This window comes from Micromonospora matsumotoense, from assembly GCF_050951065.1.
GTDB classification, from domain to species: Bacteria; Actinomycetota; Actinomycetes; order Mycobacteriales; family Micromonosporaceae; genus Micromonospora; species Micromonospora matsumotoensis.
The window spans coordinates 5,794,932-5,813,466 of the sequence record NZ_CP192025.1 but is presented as its reverse complement, the minus strand read 5'-3'; the positions used below and the strand labels follow the sequence as shown (position 1 = coordinate 5,813,466).

The following is an 18,535-nucleotide window of genomic DNA, read 5'->3' as shown; positions in this document are numbered from 1 at the left end:
CGGTGCCACCGCCGCGCCGGACGCAGCGGGGTGTCGGCATGAGCCGCCGCCTGGTGGTGCTGGACGTGGTCGGCCTGACCCCCCGGCTGCTGGCCCACATGCCCCGGTTGCGTGCCGTCGCCGAGCAGGGGTTCTCCGCCGAGCTGGGCACCGTGCTGCCGGCGGTGACCTGCTCGGCGCAGGCCACCCTGCTGACCGGTGAACCGCCGGCCGGGCACGGCATCGTCGGCAACGGCTGGTATTTCCGCGACCTCGGTGAGGTGCTGCTGTGGCGGCAGCACCACGCGCTGGTCGGCGGGGAGAAGGTGTGGCAGGCGGCCCGCCGGGTCGAGCCCGGCTACACGGTGGCCAACGTCTGCTGGTGGTACGCGATGGGCGCGGACGTCAACTGGACCGTCACGCCCCGCCCGATCTACTACGCCGACGGGCGTAAGGAACCGGACTGCTGGACCGATCCGCCGGAGCTGCACGACACGCTCACCGACGCCCTCGGCACCTTCCCGCTGTTCACCTACTGGGGGCCGGGCGCCGGGCTGCCCTCGTCCCGGTGGATCTGTCAGGCGGCCGAGCGGATCCTCGCCGACCAGGCCCCCGACCTGACCCTGGTCTACGTCCCGCACCTCGACTACGACCTGCAACGCTTCGGCCCGTCCTCGCCCCGGGCCGCCGCCGCGGCGGCCGAGCTGGACGCGGTGCTCGCGCCGCTGCTGGACGCCGCACGGGCCGCCGACGCGACAGTGGTGGCGCTCTCCGAGTACGGCATCACCGACGTCTCCCGGCCGGTGGACGTCAACCGGCTGCTGCGTGCCGAGGGGCTGCTGCGGGTCTACACCCAGGACGGCATGGAGTACCTGGACCCGTGGACGTCCCGGGCGTTCGCCGTGGCCGACCACCAGATCGCCCACGTCTACGTGAAGGACCCGGCGGACGTGGCGGCGGTGGCGAAGCTCTGCGCCGGTCTGCCCGGGGTGGCCGAGGTGCTCGACGCCGAGGGCAAGGCGGCGGCCGGGCTGGACCACGAGCGGGCCGGGGAACTGGTGCTGGTGGCCGAGCCGGACTCCTGGTTCACCTACTACTACTGGTTGGACGACGACCGCGCCCCGGACTTCGCCCGCAACGTCGAGATCCACCGCAAGCCCGGGTACGACCCGGCGGAGCTGTTCTTCGACCCGGCGGGGCCGGGGGCGGCGAAGCGTCGGGCGGGGGTGGCCCTGGCCCGCAAGAAGCTGGGCATGCGCTACCTGATGAGCGTGGTCGGCCTGGACGCGGGAGCGCGGGCGGTACGCGGTTCGCACGGCCGGTTGCCGGCCGACCCGGCGGACGGCCCGGTGCTGCTCTGCTCCGACCCGTCCGCGGCCCGGGACTCCTTCGCCGCCACCGAGGTCAAGGCGTTGCTGCTGGACCTGGCCGGCCTGGTGCCGGCCACCGCGCCGACCGGGGCGGAACCGGCTGCGGGTGCCGTGCCGACGGCTGCGGCGGGTGGGACGCCGACCGGGTCGGCTGCCGGTGGACCGCCCTCGGCCCCGACCGGTCCGCCGGGTACGGGGGAGCGGCGGTGACGGTCACCGCCGCCCCGACCGATGCCAGTGACCTGCGGACCCGCTTCGACGCCGAGTTGGGGGCGTTTCTCGACCGGCAGGGCCCGGACTGGCCGGACGGCGCGCCGCGGGGCATCTTCACCGCGCTGCACCGGTTCGTGCTGGCCGGCGGGAAGCGGCTGCGCCCGCTGTTCTGCTACTGGGGTTGGCGGGGTGCCGGGGGCGCGGACGACCGCCCGATCGTGGTGGCTGCGGCGGCGTTGGAGCTGTTCCACGCGTTCGCGCTGATCCACGACGACATCCTGGACGGCAGCGACCACCGACGGGGGGCCCCGTCGGTGCACCGGGTCTTCGCCGAGCTGCACACCCGGTCGGCGTGGCGGGGCGACCCGGAGACCTATGGCCGGAACACCGCGCTGCTCTGCGGTGATCTCTGTGCGGCCTGGTCGGATCAGATGTTCCACGAGTGCGGGATGACCTCCGCGCAGATCTGGCAGGGCTACCGGGTCTTTGCCCGGATGCGCACCGAGGTGATCGCGGGGGAGTACCTGGATCTGGTCTCCGGGGTCGGGGACGGCTCGGTGGCCAGCGCGCTCACCGTGATCCGGATGAAGGCGGCCCGGTACACGGTGACCCGGCCGTTGCAGATCGGCGCGGCGCTGGCCGGCGCCCCGGCGGAGCTGATCGCGGCGCTCGTCGACTTCGGTGACCCGCTGGGGGATGCGTTCCAGCTCCGCGACGACGTGCTGGGCGTCTTCGGTGATCCGGCGGTGACCGGGAAGTCGATCCTGGACGACCTGCGGGAGGGCAAGCCGACGGTGATGATGGCGTTGGCCCGCGACGCCGCCGACCGGGCGCAGGCCACCCGGCTGCGGGAGCTGTTCGGCAATCCCGAGCTGGACGCGGCGGGCGCCGCCGACCTGCGGGCGATCATCGAGGCGACCGGGGCGCGGGAGAAGATCGAGCGGCTGATCCGGGTCCGGGCCGACGCGGCCCGGGTGGCGCTCGCCCAGGTGCCGCTGGCGGAGCCGGCCCGTACCGCCCTGGCCGGTCTGGCCGACCAGGCCGTGCACCGGCGGCACTGACCCGCGTCGGCCCGCGCCCCTCGTCGGGCCGGGGCGCGGACGACCGAGCACCTGTTCGCGTTGCCCGTGCTGCTGGCCTCCTCGGTGTGGTGCGCGGAGGTTCGCGGTGCGCCGGCCGGCAGGAGCGCCTGTCCGTCCGGTGCGGCGGCTGACTTTCATCAGATGAATGTGGATTCCCGCACGGGCGGGTCGTCCCCACGTCGCGGGCGGGCGTCCCCACGTGGCGGGCGCGCGTCGCCAGGTGGCGGCACGTCCCTGCGCCCGGGGTGAACCCTGGGCGTTACTGCCCGGCACCGTGCGGTGACCCGCAGGTCGTCAAGCAGGCCGACCGGCCCGCTGCCGCGCGGCGTGGAACCGGGATGGCGGCTGGTGCGCAGGCTTCATCTGACGAAACCCACAACGGTGGGTGCAAGGTATGGACATTGACATAGGTCACCATTAATGTTTGTGGCATCACGGGCATGTTTCGTCAAGGTGAACCGGCGGCGCGGTAACCCCTTGGCGAGCAACTCTCCGCTGGGCGGTTCGCGCTCCGGCCGAGGGTTCGGACGGCCGACCGGGCACTCCCGGCCGTCCGGCCTGCCCTGCCACACCCCACCACTCCACCACCCGGCATCCGGCGCGGCGGCACGCGTCCCGCCCTGGCCGTGATCCGTCAGGAAGGGACAGCCCTCCAATGTCCATAAAGGACCCAACCGGTCGCCGTTCCCGACGGTGGCTACCCTCCGCCGCAGCGCTACTGCTGGCCGTCACGGCCGGCACGGTCGCCGCCACCACCGGCCCGACCGCCCCGGCCGCCGCCCACACCATCAATGCCAGCGACTTCCAGCAGGTCGAACTGGCCCGGGGCGTCAACGAGATGGGCGAGCCGATGTCGCTCGCCGTGCTGCCGGACCGCTCCGTGCTGCACACCGCCCGCAACGGCACGGTGCGTCGCACCGACTCCGCCGGCGTCACCCGGGTGGTCGGCACCATCCCCGTCTACACCCACGACGAGGAGGGGTTGCAGAGCCTCGGGGTCGACCCGGGCTTCGCCACCAACCGGTTCATCTACCTCTACTACGCGCCGCCGCTGTCCACCCCCGGCGGTGACGCGCCCGCCACCGGCAGCAACTGGTCGGCCTGGCAGGGCGTGAACCGGCTGTCCCGCTTCACCCTGAACAGCGACTTCACCCTCAACCAGGCCAGCAAGGTCGACGTGCTGGACGTCGCGACCGACCGGGGCATCTGCTGCCACGTCGGCAGCGACATGGACTTCGACGCCGCCGGGAACCTCTACCTGTCCACCGGCGACGACAGCAACCCGTTCGACTCCGCCGGCTACTCGCCGCTGGACGAGCGGACCAACCGCAACCCGGCGTACGACTCCCAGCGCGGTGCCGGCAACACCAACGACCTGCGGGGCAAGCTCCTGCGGATCAAGGTGAACGCCGACGGGTCGTACTCCATCCCGAGTGGGAACCTGTTCCCCCCGGGCACCGCGAAGACCCGTCCCGAGATCTACGCGATGGGCTTCCGCAACCCGTTCCGGATCAGCGTCGACAAGCCCACCGGCATCGTCTACGTCGGTGACTACGGGCCGGACGCCGGCAGCACCAACGCCAACCGGGGCCCCGCCGGCCAGGTCGAGTTCAACCGGGTCACCGGCCCGGGCAACTACGGCTGGCCGTACTGCACCGGCACCAACACCACGACCGAGACGTACAACGAGTGGAACTTCGCCAACAACTCCACCGGCCCCAAGTACAACTGCACCGGCGGGCCGACCAACAACTCGTTCCGCAACACCGGCCTGAGCACCCTCCCGCCGGCCAAGCCCTCCTGGATCCGGTACGGCGGCGACGCCGGCAGCCCGGCGGCGTTCGGCGGCGGCTCCGAGTCCCCGGCCGCCGGCCCGGTCTACCGGTACGACCCGAACAACCCCTCGGCGACGAAGTTCCCGCAGACCTTCGACGGGCAGTTCTTCGCCACCGAGTTCGGCCGGGGCTGGGTCAAGCCGATCCACCTCAACGCCGACGGGTCGCCCGGCACCATCGACAGCTTCCCCTGGGTGGGCAAGCAGGTGATGGACTCCGCGTTCGGCCCCGACGGGGCGTACTACCTGCTGGACTACGGCACCGGCTACTACAACGGTGACGCCAACTCGGCCCTGTACCGCTTCGACTACGTCGGCGTCGGCAACCGGGCGCCGGCCGCCCGGGCGAGCGCCGACCGGACCTCCGGTCCCGCGCCGCTGACCGTGAACTTCTCCTCGGCCGGCTCCGCCGACCCCGAGGGCGGGGCGCTGACCTACTCGTGGGCGTTCGGCGACGGCACCACCTCCACGGCGGCCAACCCGACCAAGACGTACACCGCGGACGGGTCGTACACCGCGACGCTCACCGTGCGGGACGCGCAGGGGGCGACCGGCACCAACAGCGTGACGGTCAACGTCGGCAACACCGCCCCGACGGTCACGATCAACAGCCCGGGCGACGGTTCGCTGTTCTCCTTCGGTGACAGCGTGCCGTTCAGCATCACCGTCACCGACCCCGAGGACGGCACGGTCGACTGCGCCAAGGTCAAGATGACCTACGTGCTCGGCCACGACCAGCACGGCCACCAGATCACCTCGGTCAACGGCTGCTCCGGCACGATCACCATCCCGGTCGACGGCGAGCACGACGACGCGGCGAACATCTTCGCCATCTTCGACGCCGAGTACACCGACGCCGGTGGGCTCACCACGCACACCCAGTACACCCTCCAGCCCCGGCACCGGCAGGCCGAGCACTACAAGACCTCGTCCGGCATCGCCACCTTCGACAAGGCCCCCGCCGAGGGTGGGAAGACCGTCGGGAACATCGAGAACGGGGACTGGATCGGGTTCACGCCGTACCGGGTGGGCAACGTCACCTCGTTCACCGCCCGGGTCTCCTCGGCCGGTGCCGGCGGCACCGTCCAGATCCGCGCCGGCTCGCCCACCGGCACCGTGCTCGGGCAGGCCACCGTGCCGGTCACCGGCGGCTGGGACGTCTTCACCACGGTCACCGGCACGGTGTCCGGCGCACCCACCGGCACCACCACGCTCTACCTGACCTTCGCCGGTGGCACCGGGTTGCTCTACGACCTGGACGCGTTCACCCTGAACACCGGCACCGTCACGCCGGGCAACGGCACCGGGCCGATCAAGGGCCTGGGCGGCAAGTGTCTGGACGTGCGCAACGGCGCCACCGCCGACGGCACCCAGGTCCAGATCCTCACCTGCAACGGTGGGACCGCACAGACCTGGGCGGTGACCCCGAACGGCCCGATCAAGGCGTTGGGCAAGTGCCTGGACGTCTCCGGCGGTGGCACCGCCAACGGTACGAAGATCCAGCTCTGGACCTGCACCGGTGGCACCCCGCAGGTCTGGTCGGCGCAGACCGACGGCACCCTGCGCAACCCGGCCTCGGGCAAGTGCCTGGACGTCTCCGGCAACAGCTCCGCCGACGGCACGGTGGTCCTGCTGTGGACCTGCAACTCCTCCGCCGCCAACCAGAAGTGGACCCTGCCCTGACCTGACGGGCGCGGGACCGGGCTCGCCCGGCCCCGCGCCCCCGGCGTACTGGAGCACTACATGAGACTCTTCCGACCCATCCTCGGCGCGGCCGCTGCCGTCCTCGCCGCCATCGCGTGCACCACCCCGGCCACCTCCGCGTCGGCCGCCGACGTCGCCTACGACGTGCTCGTCTTCTCCAAGACCGCCGGGTTCCGGCACGACTCCATCGCGGTCGGCACCCAGGCCATCCGGGACCTGGGCGCGGCGAACAACTTCACCGTCACCGCCACCGAGGACGGCAACCAGTTCACCACCGCCAACCTCGCCCGGTTCGAGGCGGTGATCTTCCTCAACACCACCGGTGACGTGCTCAACGCCAGCCAGCAGACGGCCTTCGAGTCCTACATCGGCGCCGGTGGCGGGTACGTCGGCGTGCACTCCGCCGCCGACACCGAGTACGACTGGCCGTTCTACGGCAACCTGGTCGGGGCGTGGTTCGCCTCCCACCCGGCGATCCAGCAGGCCACCGTACGGGTGGAGGACCGCGCGCACGCGGCCACCGCCCACCTCGGCCCGACCTGGCAGCGCACCGACGAGTGGTACAACTTCCGCACCAACGCCCGCTCCACCGCGCACGTGCTGGCCAACCTCGACGAGTCGTCGTACTCGGGGGGCGGGATGGGGGCCGACCACCCGCACGTCTGGTGCAAGACCTACAGCGGCGGCCGGTCCTTCTACACCGGCGCCGGGCACAACCAGTCGGCGTACTCCGAGCCGGCCTTCCGGTCCCACCTGCTCGGCGGCATCCGGTACGCGGCCGGCCGGACGAAGGCCGACTGCCGGCCGGAGACCGGCTACACCGCCCTGTACAACGGGTCCACCAACGGCTGGTCGCAGGCCGGGCCGGGCAGCTTCACCAACTCCAACGCCACCCTCAGTTCGGTCGGCGGGCTGGGCATGCTCTGGTACAGCGCGAAGCAGTTCACCAACTACTCGCTGAAGCTGGACTGGAAGGTGGACGGGGACGACAACTCCGGGGTCCTCGTCGGCTTCCCGCCGTCGAGCGACCCGAACTCGGCGATGAACAACGGCTACGAGGTGCAGATCGACGCCACCGACGCCGTCGACCGGACCACCGGCTCGATCTACTCGTTCAAGGCTGCCGACCAGGCCGCCCGGGACGCGGCGCTGAACCCGCCGGGGGAGTGGAACACCTACGAGCTGCTGGTCGAGGGGGAACGCCTCCAGGTCTTCCTCAACGGGGCGAAGATCAACGACTTCACCAACACCGACCCGGTCCGCTCGCTCGCCGGCCACATCGGCATCCAGAACCACGGCACCGGTGACGACGCCTCGTTCCGCAACATCCGGATCAAGGAGCTGGGCGGCACCACGCCGACCAACGGCACCGGCCCGATCAAGGGCCTGGCCGGTAAGTGCCTGGACGTCCGCAACGGCGCCACCGCCGACGGCACCCAGGTCCAGATCTTCACCTGTAACGGCAGTGCCCGCCAGACCTGGACGGTCACCCCGAACAGCACCATCAAGGCGCTCGGCAAGTGCCTGGACGTCTCCGGTGGCGGCACCGCCAACGGTACGAAGATCCAGCTCTGGACCTGCACCGGCGGCACCCCGCAGAACTGGTCGGCCCAGTCCGACGGCACCCTGCGCAACCCCGCCTCCGGCAAGTGCCTCGACGTCTCCGGCAACAGCTCCGCCGACAGCACCGTGGTCCTGCTGTGGACCTGCAACTCCTCCGCCGCCAACCAGAAGTGGACCCTCCCCCAGTAACCCACCCACCCCCCACCCACCCCGGGCCACGCCCGTGGGGTTCACATCGGTGATCAAGAGGTTTGCGTCACGCGGGCTGCCCGTCGTGACGCAAACCTCTTGATCGTTGGGGCGCATCAGGCGGGGGCGCGCAGGGTGGGGTGGGGGGTGGGGGTGGGGTGTGGGGTAGAGGGTGGGGGTGTGGGAGCGGGGTTTCGTGGGGGGTGGGGTGGGTTTAGAGTGGGGGGCGGCGACCTGCGGGTGGCCGGTGACCCGACGGGAGGCGCAACCCGTTGGGCCCAGGTGCGTGTGCACCCACCGGTGATCCGGCACGGCCGCCGACGTACCGGCCCGGCCCGGTCCCCTCGCCCCGGTTCCGCCCAGGAATCCCCACCACAACAGGGGAGAGACAGACGATGGCGCGACCGATCACGCTCTTCACCGGCCAGTGGGCCGATCTGCCGTTCGAGGAGGTCTGTCGGCTCGCCTCCGAATGGGGCTACGACGGCCTGGAGATCGCCTGCTGGGGCGACCACTTCGAGGTCGACAAGGCGCTCGCCGACGACTCGTACGTCGAGCGCAAGCGGGAGACGCTGGCCAAGTACAACCTGAAGGTCTTCACGATCTCCAACCACCTGGTGGGCCAGGCCGTCTGCGACCACCCGATCGACGAGCGGCACCAGGACATCCTGCCCGCCCGGATCTGGGGCGACGGCGAAGCCGAGGGGGTACGCCAGCGGGCCGCCGAGGAGATCAAGGACACCGCCCGGGCGGCGGCGAAGCTCGGGGTGGACACGGTGGTCGGCTTCACCGGGTCGTCCATCTGGCACACCCTGGCGATGTTCCCGCCGGTGCCGCCGGCCATGATCGAACGCGGCTACCAGGACTTCGCCGACCGCTGGAACCCGATCCTCGACGTCTTCGACGAGGTGGGGGTGCGGTTCGCCCACGAGGTGCACCCGAGCGAGATCGCGTACGACTACTGGACCACCAAGCGGACCCTGGAGGCGATCGGCCACCGGCCCGCATTCGGGCTCAACTGGGACCCGTCGCACTTCGTGTGGCAGGAGCTGGACCCGGTGAACTTCATCTTCGACTTCGCCGACCGGATCTACCACGTCGACTGCAAGGACGCGAAGGTACGCACCGGGGACGGTCGGCGCGGCCGGCTCGCCTCCCACCTGCCCTGGGCCGACCTGCGGCGCGGCTGGGACTTCGTCTCCACCGGCCACGGTGACGTCCCCTGGGAGGACTGCTTCCGGGCGTTGAACGCCATCGGCTACACCGGGCCGATCTCCGTCGAGTGGGAGGACGCCGGGATGGACCGGCTGGTCGGCGCGCCGGAGGCGCTGGAGTTCGTCCGTCGGCTCGCCTTCGACGCCCCGACTGCGGCGTTCGACGCGGCGTTCAGCAGCGGCAAGGACTGAGACGTACTTCGGGCCGGTCGCCACCTGGCGACCGGCCCGACGACGTACGGACGATCAGAGGGTGCTGCCGTTGGCGCCGGTGCCCGGCGCCTTGGGCTTCGGGGTGGTCACCGACGAGTTGGTCGGGCTGACGCCCGACTTGGCGCCGACAGTGGCGGGGGTGCCCGCGAAGGCGTCATCCGCCGGGGTCAGCTCCGGCTTGCCGCCGTTGCCGGTGTTGAGCTTCTCGCCGAGCTTGGACTGGCCGAGCTTGTCCTTGCCCTCGCTGTACAGGCGGTTGGCCTGGGCCTGCGCGACCCCGGCCGCCTCCTGGACGGTCGGGTGGTCGAGCACCTTACGGCCCCGCACGACCAGCTCCTCGTACTTCTCCCGGCCGGCACGGGCGCCCAGGACGAAGCCCGCAGCCAGCCCGCCAAGAAACATGATCTTTCCGCGCATAGCGGCTCCTTCCGTACCTGACGCTCCCGTCGCTCCCGCCCGGTGTGCCCGGTCGGGAGCGACCATCGTCGCGCCCCACATTTTCTCGGTCGACAGCTAACTACCCATCCTGCTCCGCAGTCATACCTGGTGGTGCGGGGATGGCGATTTGTCCGCATTGTTGGTGTCGATCGTCCCACCCCGTGGCGCAGTGGTCGATTGCGGTAACCCCCTGGACCGAACCCCCCCGAAGTCCTGTACTCTTGTGCCGTCGCCGAGCGCCGGAGAGATCCGGTTCACCGCGACGCAGCAGTCCCCCGTAGCTCAATTGGCAGAGCAGCCGGCTGTTAACCGGCAGGTTTTTGGTTCGAGTCCAAACGGGGGAGCCCAGTCTCCAGCTCACGCCCGTCGGCCCTGCCGGCGGGCGTTTCCGCATGCCGGGCCAGGAATGAGGTGCCCGGTGCGGATGGGCGGTTTCGGCTCCGGAGGGCGTACCCGGGCGGCAGGATGACAGCTGTCGACCTGGACTCCTGCGGTGTCGATTGGCGTCGATTCGAGGGGTGGACCGGAAGATGGCCGGTGGACGGGGCCGGGGCAGGGCCACGCTGCTCGCGGTGGCGGTCGTCCTGGCCTGGCTCGTCGTCGGCGGGATCGCCGGGCCGTACGCGGGAAAGCTGGGCGACGTCGCCACCAACGACAACGCCTCCTTCCTGCCCGCCGACGCCGAGGCGACCCGGGCCCAGGACCTGGCCGCCGGCTTCGTCGCCGAGCCGACCACCCCGGCCCTGGTGGTGTACGCGCGCACCAGCGGGATCACCGCCGCCGACACGCAGCGGGCCGTTGCCGACAGCGCCCGGTTCGCCCAGGTCGAAGGCGTGCTGGGGCCGCTGCCCCCGCCGATCGCCAGCCAGGACGGCCAGGCCCTGCAGGTGGTGGTGCCGATCGACGACTCCGAGGGGGAGCGGATCGGCCAGGTGGTCGACGAGCTGCGGACCATCGCCGGAGGCGAGCGGGACGGGCTCACCGTGGACGTCGCCGGCCCGGCCGGTCTGCTCGCCGACCTGATCGAGGTGTTCTCCGCGATCGACGGACCCCTGCTGCTGGTGACCCTGGTGGTGGTGCTGGTCATCCTGCTGATCATCTACCGCAGCCCGGTGCTCTGGATCTTTCCGCTGCTGGCGGCCGGGATGTCGTACGCGCTGGCGTCGGTCTTCGTCTACCACCTGGCGAAGAGCGACGTGATCAAGCTGAACGGGCAGGCGCAGGGCATCCTCACCGTGCTCGTCTTCGGCGCCGGGACCGACTACGCGTTGCTGCTGATCGCCCGGTACCGGGAGGAGCTGCACCGGCACGAGCGCCCCTGGGATGCCATGCGCGCCGCCTGGCGGGGTGCCGCCCCGGCCATCGCCGCCTCCGGCGCGACAGTCATCGTCGGTCTGCTCTGCCTGCTGTTGTCCAGCCTGAACTCCAACCGGGCGCTCGGCCCGGTGGCCGCCGTCGGCATCGCCGCCACCCTCCTGGTGATGCTGACCTTCCTGCCCGCCCTGCTGGTGCTCGGCGGCCGGCGGGCGTTCTGGCCGCGTACCCCCGGAGTGGACCTTGCGGACCCGCAGGCCGAACACGGGCTGTGGGCCCGGATCGCCCGCTTCGTCGCCCGGCGGGCCCGGGTGGTCTGGTTGACCACCGCCGTGGTGCTGGCCCTGCTCACCCTCGGCCTCACCCAGCTCGGTGCCACCACCCTCGGCCAGTCCGAGCTGTTCACCGACCGCACCGACTCGGTCGCCGGGCAGGAGATGATCGCCCGGCACTACCCGGCCGGCACCGGCAGCCCGGCGACCATCTTCACCCGCCAGCAGACCGCCCCGCAGGTCGCCCAGGTGGCCCAGGGCGTCGCCGGGGTGGCCGCCGTCCGGCCGGTGACCCGCCGGGACCAGGCCGGCCCGCCGGACCCGAACGCCCCGCCCCTGGTGGTCGACGGACAGGTGCAGCTGGAGGCGACCCTGGCCGATCCGCCGGACAGCGACGCCGCCGAGCGGACCATCCGCGCCCTGCGCGAGGCGGTGCACCGGGTGCCGGCCGCCGATGCCGTGGTCGGCGGGTTCACCGCGATCGACGTGGACACCTCCGACGCGTCCACCCGGGACCGCAACGTGATCATCCCGGTCGTCCTGGTGGTGATCGCGGTGATCCTGGCCCTGCTGCTGCGGGCCCTGGTCGCGCCGGTGCTGCTGATCGCGACGGTGGTGCTGTCGTTCCTGGCCACCCTCGGACTCTGCGCGTTGATCTTCCGGTACCTGCTGGACTTTCCCGGGATCGACGCGTCGTTCCCGCTGTTCGCCTTCGTCTTCCTGGTCGCCCTGGGCATCGACTACAACATCTTCCTGATGAGCCGGGTACGCGAGGAGTCGACCCGCCGGGGCACCCGGGCCGGCGTGCTGGCCGGGCTGACCGTCACCGGCGGGGTGATCACCTCCGCCGGTATCGTGCTCGCCGCCACCTTCTCCGCGCTGGCCGTACTCCCGCTGGTGGTGCTGGTGGAGTTGGGCGTGGCGGTCGCGGTCGGCGTACTACTGGACACCATCGTGGTCCGCTCGCTGCTGGTGCCCGCCCTGTCGTACGACATCGGGCCCGGGGTGTGGTGGCCGAGCCGGTTGTCCCGACCGTCGCGCAACGACACGGAGGTGGAACGTGCCCACTGAGACGGACGTGGTGATCGTCGGTGGTGGCCTCGCCGGGCTGGCCGCCGCCCGCCGGTTGCACCGGGCCGGCGTGCCCTGGCGGCTGCTGGAGGCCGGCGACCGGCTCGGTGGCCGGGTCGCCACCGATGCCGTCGACGGGTACCTGCTCGACCGGGGATTCCAGGTGCTCAACACCGCGTACCCGAGGCTCGGCACCCTGCTCGACCTGGGCATCCTCGACCTGGGCTGGTTCACCTCCGGGGTCCTGGTCCGGCGGGGCGACCGCCTCGACCGGCTGGTCCATCCGATCCGCGAACCCGGCGGCGCACCGGCCACCGCGCTCGCCGGGATCGGCTCGTTGGGCGACCGGCTGCGCTTCGCCGCCCTCGCCACCGGCTGTGCGACCCTGCCGGCGCACCGGCTGCTCACCGCGCCGGAGACCACCAGCGAGGCGGCCCTGCGCCGGGCCGGGCTCTCCGACACCATCATCGAGGAGTTGATCCGGCCGTTCCTGTCCGGCGTGCTCATCGACCGGGAGCTGGAGACCTCCAGCCACGTGCTGGCGATGATCCTGCGCTCCTTCGCCCGGGGGGCGGATCGGCCTGCCCGCCCGAGGGATGGCCGCGCTGCCGCAGGCCGTGGCTGCCCCGCTGCCCGCCGACCTGATCACCTGCGACACCCCGGTCACCTCGGTCGCCCCCGGCCGGGTCCGCACCCCGGCCGGCGAGATCGACTGCCGCGCCGTCGTGGTCGCGGTCGACCCGCTGGCGGCGACCACGCTGCTGCCGACCCTGGCCCGGGTACGCACCCACAGCTACACGACCTACTACCACAGCGCGCCCGAAGCGCCGCTCGACGAACCGATCCTGCTCGTCGACGGTGACCGGCGGGAACTCGTCGCCAACACGGTGGTGGTCAGCCGGGCCGTGCCGTCGTACGCCCCGCCCGGCCGGCACCTGGTGGCGACCTCCGTGGTCGGCCCCGGCGCCCCGCCCGAGCCGACGATCCGGGCCGAACTGGACCGGTTGTACGGACGCTCCACCGCGGACTGGGACCACCTGACCACGGTGTCGGTGCCGCACGCCCTGCCCGCCGCGCCACCGCCACAGGGACGGCTGCGCAAGCCGGTGGCCCTCGGCGACGGGCTCTTCGTCGCCGGTGACCACCGGGACAGTCCGTCCATCCAGGGGGCCCTGGCCAGCGGTTGGCGTACGGCCGGGGCGGTGCTCGCGGAACTCCGCGCGGTGGGCTGATCCGGGTGCGCGCGGAACTCCGGTTCGGGTGCGTCCGGAGTGACTGCTGACTGTTATTCTCGCGTAGCCCATCGTGCCGGCGACGCCTGTCGTCGTACCGGTTCGGGTGCTGGCAGGTGGTCCGTCGGGCGGGTTACGATCCGGCGCGGTATCGGGGGCGGTAGCTCAGCGGGTTAGAGCAGGGGACTCATAATCCCTCGGTCGCGGGTTCGAACCCCGCCCGCCCCACCCTTGTCCAGCAGCGACGACGGCCCCCGGCGTGGCTCTCCGAGGGGTCGCTGCCCACGGCGTGGGAACGCCCTGGGCAGCGTGGTCAGCGGCCCAGGGCACGGCGCACTGCGGCAAACCGGTCTCCCGCCCGCACCATGCCCCCATGGGATTTCGACATTCTTGGCTGCGGCAAAAACAAAGGCAGGGAGTCATAGTTCCCCCTGCCACTTCTAACGTATATCGCACCCCGGGGCTTGTGGCAAGACCCCGGTGCGGGTGCAGAATCTGCACTCGACGCCAGAACCTGGCGAAATACGAGATTCGCGAAGCATGCATCGGTATCGACGCATCAGGCGGCGCGAGCAATCGAACGGGGATTCCATGATCGACGTCATTGTCGTGGGCGGCGGACCGACCGGCCTGATGCTGGCCGCCGAGCTGCGACTGCACGACGTACGGGTGGTGGTGCTGGAGCGCGACGCCGAGCCGACCCGTGTGGTGCGCTCGCTCGGCATGCACGTACGCAGCATCGAGGTGTTGGACCAGCGGGGCCTGCTGGAGCTGTTCCTCGCGCACGGCAGGCAGTTCCGGATCGGCGGCTACTTCGCCGGGATCTCCAAGGCGTGGCCGGAACGGATGGACACCGCGCACGGGTACGTCCTGGGCATCCCCCAGCCCGTCACCGAGCAGCTGCTGACCGCGCACGCCATCGACGTCGGCGTCGAGATCCGGCGCGGCAGTGAACTGGTCGGGCTGCGCCAGGACGAGGATGCGGTGACCGCCGAGCTGGCCGACGGCACCCACCTGCGGACGCGCTATCTCGTCGGCTGCGACGGCGGTCGCAGCACGGTGCGCAAGCTGCTGGGTGTCGGCTTTCCCGGCGAGCCCACCAGGAACGAGACGCTGCTGGGCGTGATGGAGTTGACCGCGCCGCAGGACGAGGTGGTCGAGGTGATGACCCGGGTCCGCCGGACGCAGCTGCGGTTCGGGGTCGGGCCGGTCGGCGACGGTGACGGGTTGTACCGGGTCGTCGTACCCGCCGCGGGGGTGGCCGAGGACCGCGCGGTCGCACCGACCATCGAGGATTTCCGGCAGCAGTTGCGGGCGACGGCCGGCACGGACTTCGGGGTGCACTCGCCACGCTGGCTGTCCCGCTTCGGCGACGCCACCCGCCTCGCCGAGCGGTACCGGGTCGGTCGGGTGCTGCTGGCCGGTGACGCGGCGCACGTACATCCGCCGTTGGGCGGGCAGGGGCTCAACCTCGGTATCCAGGACGCGTTCAACCTGGGTTGGAAGCTGGCAGCGCAGGTCGCCGGGTGGGCGCCGGAGGGCCTGCTGGACACCTACCAGGCGGAGCGGCGGCCGGTGGCGGCGGACGTGCTGGACAACACCCGCGCGCAGACGGAGCTGATGTCGCTGGAGGCGGGTCCGCAGGCCGTGCGCAAGCTGGTGGCGGAGCTGATGGACTTCGAGGAGGTGAACCGGTACCTGATCGAGAAGATCACCGCGGTCTCGGTCCGCTACGACCTCGGTGCGGGCCACGACCTGCGTGGCCGGCGGTTGCGCGACGTGGAGCTGAAGCGGGGACGCCTCTACGGGCTGATGCACCAGGGGCGGGGTCTGCTGCTGGATCAGACCGGCGGACTCTCGGTGGCGGGTTGGACGGACCGGGTCGACCGCGTCGTCGACGTCAGCGAGGAGCTGGACGTGCCGGCGCTGCTGCTGCGACCGGACGGACACGTGGCGTGGGTCGGCGACGATCAGCAGGAGTTGCGCGCCGAGCTGTCCCGGTGGTTCGGCACCGCCCTGGGGTGACCGTGGCCGTGCTCCCCCGCCCCTGACCGGGCGGGGAGCAGGCAGCCGGGGCCGGTGGCGTCGTCCGGCACGGCGACGCCGTGCCCGGCCGCCCATGACAGGGCGGCCGGGACGAACCGGAGTCGGGCCGGGTCGGTCAGGCGACCGTGCAGGCCGCGCCGTTGAGCGTGAACGAGGTGGGCTTGGCGGTGTTGCCGGCGTGGGTGGCCTGGAAGCCGATGTCGATCGACCCGCCGGCCGGGATGGTGGCGTTGTAGCTGGCGTTACGGGCCGTCACCTGCCCCGACGAGGGGGAGTAGGCGGCGTTCCACCCGGAGGTGATGGTCTGCCCGCCGGGCAGCGTGAAGGCCAGCGACCAGCCGTTGACGGCACTGGAACCGGTGTTGGTGATGGTCAGGTTCTCGGTCAGGCCGCTGTTCCAGGCGTTGACGCTGGCGGTGACCCGGCAGGCCCCGGAGCTGGGCGGCGTGGTCGGCGGCGGGGTGGTGGGAGCGGGCGGGGTGGTCGGCGGCGGGGTGGTCACCGGCGGGGTGGTCGGCACCGGCGGGGTGGTGACCGGCGGCGTGGTCGGGGTCGGGTTGGTCAGGCCGAAGAACCCGAGGGCGACGGCGGCCATCCCGGCGGAGGGCAGGCTGTGCCCCGCCCCCTGGACGCTGTACGCCTCGACCAGGACGTTGCCGCTGGCGTCGGCGTACCGACGGCGGTTCCAGTTGGTCTGGGGGGTGTCGGTGGAGGTGGGCGTCTGGCTGAGCCCGAACACGTTGGTCCACTGCTCGATGGTCTCCTGGAGCAGCGAGTACGGCACCAGGGTGTCGGCGGTGCCGTGCCACAGCTGCACCTTCGGGCGGGGACCGGAGTAACCGGGGTACGCCTGTTGGCGGACCGCGTCGCCCCACTGCTGCGGGGTGCGGTTCATGCTGCCGTTGGTGCACTTGCTGGCGCCGGGCGGGTAGTCGGCGGCGTTGGCGAAGCAGTTGTAGGGCACCCCCATGAAGGCGGCCCCGGCGGCGAACACGTCGGGGTAGAGCGCCAGCATGTGGTTGGTCATCATGCCGCCGGAGGAGCTGCCGGTGGCGAACACCCGGCGGGGGTCACCGCCGTACTGCCGCTGGGCGTAGTTGATCATCGAGACGATCGACACCGGGTCGCTGCCGCCGCCCCGGCGCTTCGCGGCGTCCGACCAGGTGTCGAAGCAGTTGCCGAAGCCGGCCTGCTGGGTCGCGGACGGGTAGATCACGATGTATCCGTACCGGTCGGCCAGCGAGGCGAACTCGCTGCCGGAGTAGAAGCCCGGTCCGGTGCCGCCGCAGCCGTGCATGGCGACCACGACCGCCGGGTTGGTCGGGCGGGTGTCCGGTACGTAGATGTGCATCCGCATCCGGCCGGGGTTGTCGCCGAAGTTGGTCACCTCGACCAACGACGCGGCGTACGCCGGTGGGAGCGTCGGTACCACCAGTGCTGCTGCCGTCAGCGTGGCCACCAGTGGCGCCGCCAGGGCGAGCAGCATTCTCCGTCTGATTCTCATGGGCGTGACTCCCTCACAGGTTGAGATCGGCCGCGCGGTCGTGCGGCACGGGTACGCCCGGTTGCCCGTGTCGTCCGCGCCGGCCCCTTGCATCCGGCATGCCCTGCCCCGGCCCGAGGTGGCATTGCATGGCACTTAGTGTTCTCCTCGGTCCGACAAGTGTCAATCGAATGGTCTCGATACACTGGTCGGTCACCGATGCACGCCCGGGTCCACCCCGGACCCGCGCCCGGTAGGCGGGCACGGGTGCGCCGTCTACAGTCGGTGCCACCGTCACCGAGCCGAGCCCGGAGCGTCCCCTGTGCCACACCCGTTCGACATCGAGGAGATATTTCCCGACGACGGGGACCACCCGGTACGGCTGCCCCGGCGGCAGGCCGGCAACTCGCCGCAGGGCGTCGCGGTGACCCTGCTGGCCGACTACACCCTGCGTACCCGTGCCTGGTTGCCGTCCGCCGCCATCGTCGCGCTGCTCGCCGAGTCGCACGTGAGCCTCGCCGGCGCGCGGACCGTGATCAGCCGACTGGCCCGGCGGGGGGTCCTGGAGGGCAGCCGGCAGGGGCGGCGCAGCTCGTACCGGCTCAGCCGGTCCGCCGCCGTCAGCCTCTCCGTCGGCGGCAGCTGGGTCATGGCCGCCACCACCACGACCCAACCGTGGGACGAGTGCTGGACGCTCGTCGCCTTCTCCCTGCCCCAGGAGCGCAGCGCGCAACGGCGGGCCCTGCGCGGCCGGCTCCGCTGGCTGGGATACGCGCCGCTGTACGACGGATTGTGGATCTCCCCGCACGAGTTGACCCCGAAGGCGCGGGCCCAGCTCACCCAGCTCCACCTCGGCACGGTCACCGTGTTCCGGGGCCCTCGGGTCGACCTCGACGCGGTCGTCGGCCGTGACCCGCTCGACGCCTGGGACGTCGCCGCCGTGGCCATACAGTACGAGAGTTTCCTGCGGCGCTGGCGGCCCCTCCTGCCGCGGATCACCGCCGGCCAGGTCGACGGCGCCGAGGCGGTACGGGCCCGGACCGAGGTGATGGACACCTTCCGGCGTTTCCCCACCCTCGACCCGCAGCTACCGCTGCGGCTGCTGCCCGCCGGGTGGCTGCGCGGCCCGGCCCGGGAGACGTTTGCCGCCGTCTACGACGGACTGGCCGACACCGCCGAGCGGCACGTCCGGGCCGTCGTGGCGCGGTTCACCGACGGGACGTACGCCGACGTCCGCGCGCACACCACCGCCGACCTGCTCGCCGGCGTCTGCTCCGCCGCCGAGGCGGCGGACCCGGCGTCCGCCCGCCGGTGACCG

General features: G+C 71.8%; 10 protein-coding genes, 2 tRNA genes and 1 pseudogene. 11 read left to right on the top strand and 2 right to left on the bottom strand.

All coding sequences use genetic code 11. The features are described 5' to 3' along the window. Nucleotides 1–38: 38 nt before the first annotated feature. From ACQP1S_RS24570 to ACQP1S_RS24550, 5 genes are all read left to right on the top strand, one after another. Nucleotides 39–1,559 carry an alkaline phosphatase family protein gene (locus tag ACQP1S_RS24570; protein WP_432899676.1) on the top strand — a complete coding sequence of 507 codons (1,521 nt, stop codon included), beginning with the start codon at nucleotides 39–41 and terminating at the stop codon, nucleotides 1,557–1,559. Then, a complete protein-coding gene (locus ACQP1S_RS24565) occupies nucleotides 1,556–2,623 on the top strand; it encodes a polyprenyl synthetase family protein (RefSeq protein WP_091238412.1) in 1,068 nt (355 codons plus the stop codon). The genes ACQP1S_RS24570 and ACQP1S_RS24565 overlap by 4 nt, the downstream gene beginning before the upstream one ends. A gap of 676 nt (nucleotides 2,624–3,299) precedes the next feature. Next, complete coding sequence (locus ACQP1S_RS24560; protein WP_432899673.1) at nucleotides 3,300–6,161, top strand: carbohydrate-binding protein; 2,862 nt, start codon at nucleotides 3,300–3,302, stop codon at nucleotides 6,159–6,161. Nucleotides 6,162–6,221: 60 nt separating this feature from the next. After that, on the top strand, nucleotides 6,222–7,934 hold the full coding sequence (locus ACQP1S_RS24555; protein ID WP_091238406.1) for a ThuA domain-containing protein: 1,713 nt from the start codon (nucleotides 6,222–6,224) through the stop codon (nucleotides 7,932–7,934). A gap of 395 nt (nucleotides 7,935–8,329) precedes the next feature. After that, nucleotides 8,330–9,340 (top strand): sugar phosphate isomerase/epimerase family protein, encoded by a 1,011-nt coding sequence (locus tag ACQP1S_RS24550; protein ID WP_091238403.1) that lies wholly within the window; start codon nucleotides 8,330–8,332, stop codon nucleotides 9,338–9,340. A 54-nt stretch (nucleotides 9,341–9,394) separates the two neighbouring features. Here ACQP1S_RS24550 and ACQP1S_RS24545 read toward each other — a convergent pair whose 3' ends face one another. Continuing rightward, nucleotides 9,395–9,778 (bottom strand): hypothetical protein, encoded by a 384-nt coding sequence (locus ACQP1S_RS24545; RefSeq protein ID WP_432899668.1) that lies wholly within the window; start codon nucleotides 9,776–9,778, stop codon nucleotides 9,395–9,397. A 292-nt stretch (nucleotides 9,779–10,070) separates the two neighbouring features. On the opposite strand from ACQP1S_RS24545, the gene ACQP1S_RS24540 reads away from it, so the two are divergent. The 5 genes and pseudogenes from ACQP1S_RS24540 to rox all read left to right on the top strand — a co-directional run bounded on the left by ACQP1S_RS24540 (nucleotide 10,071) and on the right by rox (nucleotide 15,713). After that, nucleotides 10,071–10,143, top strand: a tRNA-Asn gene (locus tag ACQP1S_RS24540). A gap of 186 nt (nucleotides 10,144–10,329) precedes the next feature. Next, nucleotides 10,330–12,456, top strand: a complete 2,127-nt coding sequence (locus ACQP1S_RS24535; protein WP_432899665.1) for an MMPL family transporter — start codon at nucleotides 10,330–10,332, stop codon at nucleotides 12,454–12,456. Continuing rightward, nucleotides 12,446–13,688 (top strand): annotated as a pseudogene (locus tag ACQP1S_RS24530) (NAD(P)/FAD-dependent oxidoreductase). Before ACQP1S_RS24535 ends, ACQP1S_RS24530 begins: the two are co-directional and overlap by 11 nt. A 154-nt stretch (nucleotides 13,689–13,842) precedes the next feature. Beyond that, nucleotides 13,843–13,916, top strand: a tRNA-Ile gene (locus ACQP1S_RS24525). A 363-nt stretch (nucleotides 13,917–14,279) separates the two neighbouring features. Continuing rightward, nucleotides 14,280–15,713, top strand: coding sequence for a rifampin monooxygenase (gene rox / locus ACQP1S_RS24520; protein WP_432899662.1), 1,434 nt, complete (start codon nucleotides 14,280–14,282; stop codon nucleotides 15,711–15,713). A 136-nt stretch (nucleotides 15,714–15,849) separates the two neighbouring features. Here the strand turns inward: rox and ACQP1S_RS24515 are convergent, their stop codons facing one another. After that, the gene (locus ACQP1S_RS24515; RefSeq protein WP_432899659.1) at nucleotides 15,850–17,238 is read right to left on the bottom strand and encodes an extracellular catalytic domain type 1 short-chain-length polyhydroxyalkanoate depolymerase; all 1,389 of its coding nucleotides are present in this window, start codon (nucleotides 17,236–17,238) and stop codon (nucleotides 15,850–15,852) included. Nucleotides 17,239–17,539: 301 nt separating this feature from the next. On the opposite strand from ACQP1S_RS24515, the gene ACQP1S_RS24510 reads away from it, so the two are divergent. After that, the gene (locus ACQP1S_RS24510; RefSeq protein WP_432899656.1) at nucleotides 17,540–18,532 is read left to right on the top strand and encodes a PaaX family transcriptional regulator; all 993 of its coding nucleotides are present in this window, start codon (nucleotides 17,540–17,542) and stop codon (nucleotides 18,530–18,532) included. Nucleotides 18,533–18,535: the final 3 nt, after the last annotated feature.